Consider the following 11,783-nt stretch of genomic DNA (forward strand, 5'->3'; position numbering starts at 1 on the left):
TCGATACGTCGACTGTCAGCCTGACCGCGACCCCGAGCGTCGCCGAAGGTGGAACCGTGGTTTACACCGCGTCGGTTACCGCTCCGGTGACCGGTTCGCCGGTCGTGGTGACCCTGTCCAACGGTCAGACCATCACCATTCCGGTCGGTGAATCCTCCGGCACCGTGAACTTCACCGCGCCTAACGATGCTCTGGCTGGCGGCAGCTCCCTGAGCACCACCATCACCAAGGCTGACGGCGGTAACTACGAGAAGTTGGAGATCAGCGACAAGCCAGCTGAAACCTCGGTTACTGATACACCAGACACCACCACACTGAGCCTGAGTGCTACTGACTCCGTGGCCGAAGGCGGGTCCATCGTTTACACCGCAACACTGAGCAATGCGGCCGGTACTCCAGTCACCGTGACCCTGAGCAACGGCGCGGTGATCACCATTGCTGCCGGCGCCACCACTGGCACTGCCACCGTCGCGGCGCCAACCGATGACGTTTATAAGGATGCAGGCAAGGTCGAAGCCACCATCACCAAGGCCGAGGGCGGCAACTTCGAGAAGCTGGTGCCAAACACCACACCAGCGGTGACCGACGTTACCGACACCATCGACAACAGCACCGTCACGCTCAAGGCCACGCCTTCGGCTACCGAAGGCGGCAACGTCACTTATACCGCCACCGTTAGCGCTCCTGTGACCGGTTCGCCCGTCACCGTGAACCTGGCCAATGGCGAGAAGATCACCATACCGGTCGGCGAGACCACCGGTTCGGTGAGCATCAGCGCGCCTAACGATGTACTGGTCGGCCACACTCCGCTGACCAACTCCATCACCAACGTCAGCGGCGGCAACTACGAAAATCTCGTGGCCGACAAGACCCCGGTCAGCACCACCGTGACCGACTCCGTCGACACCACCAGTGTCAGCCTCAGCGCCACTGGCACCGTGGCTGAAGGCGGTTCGATCATCTACACCGCGACCCTGACCAACGCAGCCGGTACTCCGGTGACCGTCACTCTGAGCAACGGCGCGGTGATCAACATCGCCGCCGGCAAAACCACCGGTACCGTCACCGTTGCGGCGCCGGCTGACGACGTCTATATCGACGCCGGCAAGGTCAATGCCTCGATCACCAGCGCCACCGGAGGCAACTTCGAGAAGCTGGTGCCGGACACCACACCAGCGGTGACCAACGTGACCGACACCGTGGATACCACTTCGGTGGGCATCACCGGCAGCACTTCGGTCACTGAAGGCCAGACCGCCAGCTACACCGTGAGCCTGACGCATCCGGCGCAGACCGAAGTCACCCTGAAGATCAGCTACAGCGGCACCGCCACTGACGGTTCGGACTTCAGCGGCGTGTACACCGTGAAGATTCCGGCCGGCGCCAGCAGCGCCAACTTCAACGTCGCCACCATTGACAACAAGATCACTGAAGGCACCGAGAACTTCACGGTCAAGATCGATTCGGCCAGCGGCGGTAACTTCGAGAACCTGGTGGTGGGCAGTAACAACAGCGTCACCACCTCGATCATCGACAACGATGCGCCACCAGTCATCGACCTGGACGCCAACAACTCCAGCGGCGCCACCGGTGCCGACTACAAGGTCACTTTCACCGAAGGCACCACGGGCCCTGGCGTGTCGATCGCCGACACCGACCTGAGCATCACCGACCCGGACAGCACGATGCTGACCGGCGCCACCATCGTGCTGACCAACCGTCAGCCGGGGGACTCGCTGAACCTGGGCAACAGCGTCAACGGCATCAACATCAATGCCAACAGCAAGGACGGCTCGATCACCCTGACCCTGTCGGGCAACGCGACGCTGGCCGACTACATGCAACAGATCAAGAACATCACCTTCACCAACAACAGTGAAGACCCGAGCACCACGCCACGGACCATCACCGTGACCGTGACCGACGGCGGCAACTACTCCAACGTCGCCACCACCACGGTCAATGTGGTGGCGGTAAACGACGCCCCAACCGCCACCGGCGGCGCCGTGACCGGCAGCGAAGACAGCCCGCTGGCCCTGACCTGGTCCAACTTCGGCGTCAGCGACGTCGACAGCCCGGCTGCCAACCTTGGAGTGAAAATCACCCAACTGCCGGGTGAAGGCAAACTGCAGTACCTGGACGGTTCGACCTGGAAGGACGTGGCCAACAACCAGACCTTCAGCAAGGCCGATATCGATGCCGGCAAACTGCGCTTCACCCCGGACGCCAATGAATCCGGCACCAATGGCTACGGCGGCAGCGGCGTAGGCAACCAACAGGCCGATTACGCCCAGATCAAGTTCCAGCCAACCGATGGCCAGGCCCTGGGCAGCACCGGTACGGTCACGGTCGACATCACCCCAGTGGCCGATGCCCCGACCCTGAGCGTGGCGGGCAACAACGTCAACTCGGTGGGCCTGCTCAAGGAAGTCTGGACCGGCCTCAGCGGCCTGGGCACCGACGGCAACGGCGCGTCCGCCAGCACCCTGAAATCGGTGATTGATGCTGCCGGTACGCCTAACAGCAGCAGCCTGGCGACCAACGTCCAGTCCGACGGCAACATCACCCCGGGCACCGCATCGAAGACCTCCGGCCTGATCTACCTGGAAGCCGGCAAGGCCTACACCTTCTCCGGCACCGGCGACGACAGCCTGCTGGTGACCATCGGCGGCAAGAACGTGGCCAGCACCACCTGGGGCGCGGGCGGTAACCTCAACGGTACCTTCACCCCGACCACCAACGGCTACTACACCATCGATATCTACCACCACAACCAGAGTGGCCCGGGCAGCTACGACGTCAACCTGTCGGTCAACGGCGGAGCCCCGGTAGACCTGAGCAACGCCGGCGTGCCGCTGTACACCGGCGTCACCGACCTGACCAACGCCGGAGTTTCGGTGTCCGACCTGCACGGCACCAACGGCGAGGGTTACTACGACGGCTACAAGCTCAACGAAGGCGGCGAAGGCGGCAGCGTGCATCTGTCGAAGATCAGCACCGGCCTGACCGATACCGACGGTTCGGAAACCCTGAGCGTGAAGATCAGCGGCATCCCGGCTGGCTCGGTCCTCAGCGATGGCGCCGGGCATACCTTCACCGCCACCGCGACCTCCGGCGAAGCCAACGTCACCGGCTGGAACCTGGGCAACCTGACGGTCACCCCGCCGCCGTACTACAACGGCACCTTCAACCTCAACGTGACCTCGACCTCCACCGAGTCCCTGGGCGGTTCTGCCAGCACTTCGGCGCAGATCCCGGTCAAGGTCTACCCGGCAAACTACAACGCTGTGGTCGCCACCGCCGACGACGATACCGTCACCGGTACCGACGGCAACGACATCGTGGTCGCCGACATCGGCGGCCTGACGGTGGTCCCGGGCACCAACTACAACATCGCCTTCATGGTGGACACCTCGGGCAGTATGAGCAGCGCCTCGATCACCGCGGCCAAGAACTCACTGACCTCGGTGTTCAATACCCTGAAGAACAGCATCGGCAGCGCTGGCTCGGGTACCGTGAACATCTTCCTGGCCGACTTCGATTCCCAGGTCAACAAGTCGGTAGCGGTGAACCTCAACGACCCGAATGCCCTGGCCCAACTCAAGGCCGTGCTGGATTCGATGGCTTCTGGCGGCGGCACCAACTATGAAGACGTGTTCAAGACCACGGCCAACTTCTTCCAGAGCAGCCAGGCCACCGGCAATACCAATGCCAAGAACCTGACCTACTTCATCACTGACGGCCAGCCGACCTACTATCAGAGCGGCGAGCAGACCAACCCGACGCTGTACGGCAACGTGCGCCTCGATGCCGTGGTGACCACCAGCAATTACAAGCTGGGGGATACCTTCAGCAAAACCATCGACAGCGATCACATTCTCAGTGTGAGCAGCGACGGTACGGTCAAGCTTCAGACCTACAGCACCAATTGGTGGGGCCAAGGCTCTTGGAATACTGCAACCTTGGGCACCCTGCGCGCCCAGGGCGACGGCACCTACGAGCTGTCGAACCTGGCCGGTACCGGCAGCAGCACCGATTACTACACCTCCACCAACTCCAGCAGCGGCTTTGCCTTGCTCAGCGGGCTGTCGAACGTCGAAGCCATCGGTATCAACAGCGGTGTCAGCCTCAACGACCTCAAGCCATACGACAGCGATGGCAAGCCGCAGACCAACATCGACCCGAACGACCTGGCCAATTCGATCATCGGTCACACCGAAGCCACCATGCCGGGGGCCGACAAGGTCAGCGGCGGCGACGGCAACGACATCCTGTTCGGCGACCTGGTGAGCTTCAACAGCATCGCCGGCGAGGGTTACCAGGCCATGCAGGCCTACGTGGCCCAGCAGAACGGGGTCGATGTGAGCAAGGTCACCACCAGCAACGTGCACCAGTACATCACCGAGCACTACAAAGAGTTCGATGTTTCTGGGAGCCATGACGGCAACGACACCCTGCTGGGCGGCGCCGGCAATGACATTCTCTTCGGCCAGGGCGGCAACGACACGCTGGACGGCGGCAAGGGTAATGACATCCTGCTGGGGGGCACCGGCAAAGACACCCTGATCGGCGGCCAGGGCAATGACATCCTGATCGGTGGTTCGGGGGCCGATACCTTCGTCTGGAAGGCCGGCGATACCGGCAACGATGTGATCAAGGATTTCAAGGCCAGTGAAGGTGACCGTATCGACCTGCGGGATCTGCTGCAGGGCGAGAGCGCCAGCACCATCGACAACTTCCTCAAGATCACTACCGTGGACGGGGTCTCGACTCTGCAGGTCAGTTCCGAAGGCAAGCTCAACGCCGCCGGGGGCCTGGCCAACGCCGACGTGACGATCAAGCTGGAAGGCAACAACTGGTCCAATGCCAACATCAACTCGTTGATCGCCGGTAGCGACCCGACCATCAAGATCGATCACAACAACAGCTGATCGGCTCCTGGCAGCCACCCCTGGCGGGTGGTTGCCGGGTCCTGGCCAACAGCCTGCGCCGTGACGATTGTCGCGGCGCACCGCATACTCGCGCTCTGAATGCTGCGCTGGCCTATGCTGCTGACAGCCGGATGCCTAAAAAAGCCTGAGGGATTTGCCATGTTCTACGTGCAACGCGATGCGCAAGGTCAGCTGATTCGCGTGGAAGCCGCCGCTTACGCCGAGGCTACCGAGACGCTGCCCGCCGATCACCACGAGATCCAGACCTGGTACGCCAACGAGGCGGTGGAAGTCAGTCTCAAGCAGCTCAAGCAGAGTGACCTGGAAATGATCCGGGTGCTGGACGACCTGATTCAGGTCCTGACCAGCAAGGGCGTGATTCGCGTCACCGACCTGCCGGCGGCGGCTCAGGCCAAGCTGATGGATCGCACCCAGGCCCGTGAGGCCCTGGGTGGACTCAGCCGGCTGATCAATGATGATGAAACCGGTTTGATCTGAAAGCCCCTCGCCTACAGGAGCCGGCTTGCCGGCGAATGCACGTTCAAGCCCAAGGTGCTGGCTCGCCGAACAGTTGCCCCTGCACGCCATACAGCCCCATCTCGCGAATCACCTGCAGCTCGCCCTGGGTCTCGACCCGCTCGGCAATCAGCGGCAGGTCGATGCTGTGGGCAGCCCGCTGGATAGCTTCGATAAACAGGCGTTTGTCGCTTTCCTGATCGATGTCGCGGATGTAGCTGCCGTCAATCTTCAGATAGGCCAGGCCCAAGCGCGCCAGGTTGCCGATCATGCTGAAGCGCCCGCCAAAGCGTTGCAGGCTGAGGGAGAAGCCCAGTTCCCGCAGGCGCCGGGTCAACTGTTCCAGCTGAATCTGCTCAGGCAGCTGTTCCTCACCGATTTCCAGGGTCAGGCGCGGCCCCAGGTCAGAGTGCTGGCGCAGAATCTCGAATACCCGGTTCAGGGCCTGAGGATCTTCCAGGGTGGCTGCAGACAGGTTCAACGCCAGGCAGTGGTCATGTCCGACCATCTGCTTCAACACCTGTTCCAACATCAGCAGATCCAGGCGTGACGTCCAGCCAAAGCGCTCCAACCAGGGCAGGAAGCGCCCGGCCGGGATGGTCTGGCCCTGCTCGTCCAGCAACCGCGACAACACCTTGTAGTGCAGCACCAGCGTGGTGTCCTGGGCCGCCACCACCGGCTGGAAATACAGCTTGAAGCGCTGCTCCGACAGCGCCCGGTCCAGCAGCCGGTGCCAGGCATGGTGATCATCACCGACTTGAGCGCCACCCCCCTGATCCAGGCAGGCCCAGTTGGTCTCGCCCTGGGCTTCGGCCTGGGCCAGGGCCTGATCGCCGAGGCTGAGCACCGCTTGTGGCGAATCTCCGTGAGCAAAGGCCGCCAGACCGATGGTGGCTACTGCGGCAACGTCGGTGGCGCCGGTGGCATGCAGGTTGCCCAGAGCGCTGTCCAGGCTTTGGGCCAGCTGGATGGCTTCCTCACGCACCAGGCCCGGCGCCAGTACGGCGAATTCGCCACCGCGGACCCGGGTCACCAGGTTCTGGGTTTCGGGGTACTTGTTGCACTCGCGCAGCAATTGCTCTCCCACCGCTTGCAGCAGTTGGTCGGTGCGCTGGCCCCCCAAACGCTGGTTCAGGCCAGCCAGGTCCTTGACCCGCAACAGCAGCAGGTAACCGGAACTGGCCTGCTCCGGGTTGCTCACCCGGGCATGCAGCTGCATTTCGAAATAACGCCGGTTGGCCAGCCCGGTCAGGCTGTCCTGATACGACTCGATGCGCAGTTTTTCACTGCGCTCGGCCTGCTCCTGGAACAGCGCCTTGAGCTTCTCGACCATCTGGTTCATCGCCTGCACTACCCGGCGCAGTTCCGGGGTTCGGGGCAGTTGCGGCAGGCTGAGGAACTCGCGGCGGGCAATGGCATGGGACTGCTGGACCATGTAGTCCAGCGGCTTGAGCTGGCGCCGCAGCAACAGGGCACCGAGCACCGCGCTCACCGCACCACAGATCAACAGCCAGCCCAGGCTGCCCAGGGCGCTCTGCCAAAGCTTGGCCACGGCGAACATCGGGTGGCTAAGCACTTCAACCCGCGCTGCCTGCTCCCAGCCACGACTGACGATGGCGTCGCCGCCGGCAGGCTCAAGGCCGATGAGCTTGACGAACCACTGGGGCACATTGCTGACTTCCGGGATGCCGTTGCGCTCGACGATGGTTTTGTCGGTGGCCAGGTCCACCACCCGGATGCTGGCGTAGTAGCCGCTGTCGAAGATCGAACTGACCATCAGTTCGACCATCGCCGGATCATCGATATTCGGTGTCAGCGACAAGGCCAGGGCCGTGGCCGCGTCCTGGGCATGGGAGCGCAGCTGATTGACATACTGGGTGCGTGAACTTTCCAGGCTGACCATGAAGCTGCCGCTGAAGGCGACCACCAGGAACACACAGATTGCGATCAACAGTTGTTTGAACAAAGACATCTGAGCTCGTGCTCCTAGTTAGTCGTCTCGACCGGGAAACCTTCGGCCTGCATTTTTTTCAACACGTCCTGCCAACGGGACAGGCGCTTGGTATCACCGACCCGCTTGTTGCCTTTGGCGCCCGGCAGCCATAACCCTTCGGCATTGAAGGAGTACACCGGCAGCAGGTCGGTTCGCTCGCTGGCCGGGCGGATCGAGTCCTCCAGGCTATCGAGCACCAGCGGCATGGCATCCGCCGTGGAATAGTAGGTCAGGACCATGTGCGCGCGGTTCTGGCGCAAGGCCTTGACGTAGGTGATGCGCAGTTTGTCACTGGACACCCCGAGACGCCGCAGGCTGAAGTACTTGGCAATCGCATAGTCCTCGCAGTCACCGGCGCCCTTCCATAGCGCCTCGATCGGCGTCTCCCAGTAGTCCACCTGACGCCACAGATCGATATCTTCCATGTAGCGCATGTTCTTATTGAAGAACAGGTTGACCACTTTCAACTGCTCGCGCTCGGGCACCTGCTTCTGCGTGGCCAGCAGGTGCTGCCAGGCATCGATACGTTGCTGACCTTCGCCCAGGGGACCGTAGAGCGCCGTGGCACGGCGGCTGATCAGGGAAAAATCCCAGTCGGCGTGCAGACTGCCCAGTAGCGCGCCAGCCAGCAGCAGTGCCGAGCAGAACCAGCGCAAGGTCCGAAAAAGAGCTAAACGTGCCGCCAATGCAATGAGTCCATGGGAGCTGTCGTAAATCGGCTGATGGTGAAGGCTGGCCCGACAAAAAACAATGGCACCTTACAATCACCGGCCACCAGGGAAGGGCCTGCATTCAACACTCAGAGAATAGCTTCAAGTGGCCTTTGCGTTGCCGGCGACAGCCCATGAATTTCACCTGTCGCCACGTGCATTCAGCCGCGCCAGCCACTATGTTAGAAACCATTCGCGGACTGGGACGTCCCCCTCCAACGGCCTCTTGTCCGCAACGAGATCCCGCCCACGGGCCACCTTGCTTAAGGAAAAGCTGTGTACACCGACACCCGACAATGGACGCTGGTGATCAACTCAGGGCACGCCACCCGCATACGCCTGATCTGCTTTCCCCAGGCCGGGGCGGCAGCGGAGCAACTGCGGGTGTGGTCCAACAGCCTGGCCGATCACATCGAGCTGGTGGTGATCAACCTTCCGGGGCACGGCCCACGCCGCGACGAAGCGCCCTGTGACAACTGGCCGAGCCTGCTGGAAAACACGTTCGCCGCCCTCAATCCCTGGCTCGACAAGCCCCATGCGCTGTTCGGCCACGGCCTGGGGGCACTGTTGGCGTACGAAACCTGCAAGTACGCCCAGGAGCGGTTTCCACAGCAGACCCGCCACCTGTTCGTCTCTGGCTGCCGCAGCCCTGACAGCCTGCCCCGCCGGCCTTTGCTGCACTCATTGCCCATCGCGGCATTCCGCGAAGCGATCCTGACTCTCGGCGCCAGCCCCCTGGAGATGCCCCGGGGGCAAAACGACCTGCAATCCTACGAACGCTTGCTGCGCAACGGCCTGAAACTCTTCGAAACCTGGTACGACACCTCCAGCGGCTGCCTCGACATACCGCTGACGGCTTTCTATGGCAGTGAGGACCCGCTGGCGACAGCCAACCATATGCTCAACTGGCGAGAGTTCACTGGGCGCGAATTCGAACTGATTGAAGTGGCCGGCAACCATTTCTTCATCAAGTCTCAGCGCCAGCGCCTGTTGCAGGTGATCAACACGCACCTGGGGCTGCTGGGGGAACACCTGACCTGAACGCCGCCCATGAAAAAGCCCGCTCTGCTGTGATGCAGGAGCGGGCTTTAGGGGCGGTCCCTGATGGCCTCAGATCTTGAAGCTGTCCACCAGTTGCTTCAGGCGGCTGGCCTGCTGCGACAGTGCATCACAGTCCTTCAGGGTTTCGTTGAGGTTGGCAACGCCCTGCTGGTTCAGCAGGTTGATCTGGTTGATGTCGACGTTGAGGGTCTCCACCACCGCAGTCTGTTCCTCGGTTGCCGCAGCCACCGACTGGTTCATGCCATCGATCTCGCCGATCCGCTGAGTCACGCTGATCAACCGTGCACCGGCCTGGTTGGCCACTTCGACGCTCTCTTCGCTGGACGCCTGGCTGGCATTCATGGTCGAGACCGCCTCGCGGGACCCGACCTGCAGGGAGGTGATCATCTTGTGGATCTCTTCCGCCGACTCCTGGGTACGGTGGGCCAGGTTACGCACCTCATCGGCCACCACGGCGAAACCACGGCCGGCTTCACCGGCACGGGCCGCTTCGATGGCGGCGTTGAGGGCCAACAGATTGGTCTGCTGGGAGATGCCCTTGATCACATCAAGAATGTGCCCGATGTTGTCGGTGCTGGCATTCAGGGTCTCGATCTGGGTGCAGGACAGGCTGATCTTCTGCGACAGCTCGGTCATCGCCTGGATGGTCTGCTCCACCACTTGGCGACCGTCGTCGGCCTGTTCGCTGGCGCCACTGGCGTGTTGCGAGGCATCGGCGGCGTTGCGGGCGATTTCCTGGGTGGCAGCACCCAGTTCGTTGATCGCTGCGGCCACGCTGTTGGTGCGGGCGCTCTGCTCGTCGGAACCGATGATCGACGCGTTGGACGATGCCATCACCCGTTGCGACAAATCATGCACCTGGCGAGTAGCCGAGGACACTTCGGAAATCGAGGCGTGAATCCGTTCCACGAACTGGTTGAACGAACTGCCCAACTCGCCGAACTCGTCCTTGCTTTCCACGACCAGACGCCGGGTCAGGTCGCCTTCGCCCTGAGCAATGTCCTGCATCGCCCGGCCCATGGTGATCAGCGGGCGCATCAGCACCTGGATCAGCAGAGTCAGCAATACCGCAATCACCGCCACAGCGATAAACATGGCGATCAAGGCAGAAGTACGGAACTGGCTGAGTGGTGCGTAGGCCTTTTCCTTGTCGATGGACAGACCGATGTACCATTCGGCATTCGGCAGACCGGTCACCGGGGTGAAGGAAAGGATGCGTTCCTGTTTGTTCAGGACCACTTCCTGGTTGCCGCTGGCGATCCGTACATTGGCGCTGGGATAGATGTCCTTGAGGTTCTTCATCACCTGGTCTTTGTCCGGGCTGACGATCACCTGACCGTCGGCGCTGACCAGGAAGGCATGGCCCAGGCCGCCGAAGTCCACCGAGTTGATGATCTTCACCAGGGTTTCCAGGCTCAGGTCGCCACCGACCACACCCAGTAATTCTCCCTGCTTCTTCACCGGCATGGCGATGGTGACCACCAAACCGCCGACAGCCGCCATGTAGGGCGGGGTCAGCATGGTTTTATCGGCGGTTACGGCCTGTTTGTACCAGGGCCGCTGACGCGGATCGTAGCCGTCGGGCATCTTCGCATCAGGACGCTGGGTGAAGGTGCCGTTGGCCTGGCCGACATAGGTGAACTGGAAGTTCGAGGTGAAGGCTGGTTGATCCACCAGGCCCGGGAAGTCTGCGTTGTGACCTTGGTGGGCAACGTTCTGCGCCAGGTTCTCGAGCACCAGGATTCGCCCGCTCATCCAGTTCTGCACGCTGCTGGAGGTGAGCTCACCGGCCTGCTGGATGGAGGACTCGAGGTTCTGTCGGATAGTGTTTCGCTGCAAGTAGTCGTTGTACAAAGTGAACAACGCAAAAGCCAGAACCACTACGCCGGAGGCGGCCAAAAGGATTTTATGGCTGAACTTGAGATTCATTTCATGGGACTTCTTATGCCGAAAGTGGGGATGCGTCCGTATAGCAACATTCCATGTAACAGTGCAGGCGACATTCTCCGGCCGCTCTACTTTGGTGCACACATGTCTTATCAGTCTTTCGGCAAGAATCCCCGAACCCTTAGAGATTTATCTGAATTACTTGTCTGAACTTGCCGATTCCCGCCGAACGGCATTCCAGAGCGTCCGCCGCGCATTTTCAGATGACCGACAGCATCTAGATCCGGTCAGTGCTCAAGCGCTTTGAGGGGAGCCTGCGGCTTACAGAGAGAACCTGGTGCCGTTTCTGCTTGAGTTCCATTACAACCCTGGTCTTGCCCGGCAATTGTGGGCTGTGGCTGATGGCATTTATATCTGGTGGTGTAAGTTGATTGCCCGCAGGAGCGGCAAGCGGCTAGAGCCTGGCGTTAAGGATAGAGTCGAACGTTGGTAATAGCCGTCTGTTCAAGGCAGCTACAGGTACTCCGCAGGACCTTGTGACTTGATTACCCAGACTTTATCGAGCGCAAAAACAAAACCCCTGTCTGCGTCAGCAAACAGGGGTTTTGGAATTTAATCTTGACGATGACCTACTCTCACATGGGGAAACCCCACACTACCATCGGCGATGCATCGTTTCACTTC

The 11,783-nt window shown here is 61.5% G+C and carries 5 protein-coding genes and 2 pseudogenes; 3 read left to right on the forward strand and 4 right to left on the reverse strand.

The genetic code is table 11. The annotated features are described in order from the left end of the window. Both PQT43_RS31060 and PQT43_RS31065 read left to right on the forward strand, forming a co-directional pair. Window positions 1-4,931 (forward strand): annotated as a pseudogene (locus tag PQT43_RS31060) (LapA family giant adhesin); the annotation flags it as partial. Window positions 4,932-5,090: 159 nt separating this feature from the next. Further along, complete coding sequence (locus PQT43_RS31065) at window positions 5,091-5,429, forward strand: tryptophan synthase subunit beta (protein ID WP_102861886.1); 339 nt, start codon at window positions 5,091-5,093, stop codon at window positions 5,427-5,429. A gap of 43 nt (window positions 5,430-5,472) precedes the next feature. Here PQT43_RS31065 and lapD read toward each other — a convergent pair whose 3' ends face one another. Both lapD and lapG read right to left on the reverse strand, forming a co-directional pair. Then, on the reverse strand, window positions 5,473-7,419 hold the full coding sequence (lapD, locus tag PQT43_RS31070; protein ID WP_102861885.1) for a cyclic di-GMP receptor LapD: 1,947 nt from the start codon (window positions 7,417-7,419) through the stop codon (window positions 5,473-5,475). A gap of 14 nt (window positions 7,420-7,433) precedes the next feature. After that, entirely contained in the window at window positions 7,434-8,126 is a 693-nt protein-coding gene (gene lapG / locus PQT43_RS31075) for a cysteine protease LapG (RefSeq protein WP_102882660.1), read from the reverse strand. Between the two features lie 300 nt (window positions 8,127-8,426). On the opposite strand from lapG, the gene PQT43_RS31080 reads away from it, so the two are divergent. Continuing rightward, a complete protein-coding gene (locus PQT43_RS31080; protein ID WP_102882659.1) occupies window positions 8,427-9,191 on the forward strand; it encodes a thioesterase II family protein in 765 nt (254 codons plus the stop codon). A 69-nt stretch (window positions 9,192-9,260) separates the two neighbouring features. Here the strand turns inward: PQT43_RS31080 and PQT43_RS31605 are convergent, their stop codons facing one another. Then, the gene (locus tag PQT43_RS31605; protein WP_371826218.1) at window positions 9,261-10,046 is read right to left on the reverse strand and encodes a methyl-accepting chemotaxis protein; all 786 of its coding nucleotides are present in this window, start codon (window positions 10,044-10,046) and stop codon (window positions 9,261-9,263) included. A gap of 69 nt (window positions 10,047-10,115) precedes the next feature. Beyond that, window positions 10,116-11,141, reverse strand: a pseudogene (locus PQT43_RS31610) (HAMP domain-containing protein); the annotation flags it as partial. Window positions 11,142-11,783: the final 642 nt, after the last annotated feature.

It is taken from the genome of Pseudomonas sp. BLCC-B112 (assembly GCF_028550695.1).
Classification (GTDB): domain Bacteria; phylum Pseudomonadota; class Gammaproteobacteria; order Pseudomonadales; family Pseudomonadaceae; genus Aquipseudomonas; species Aquipseudomonas danubii.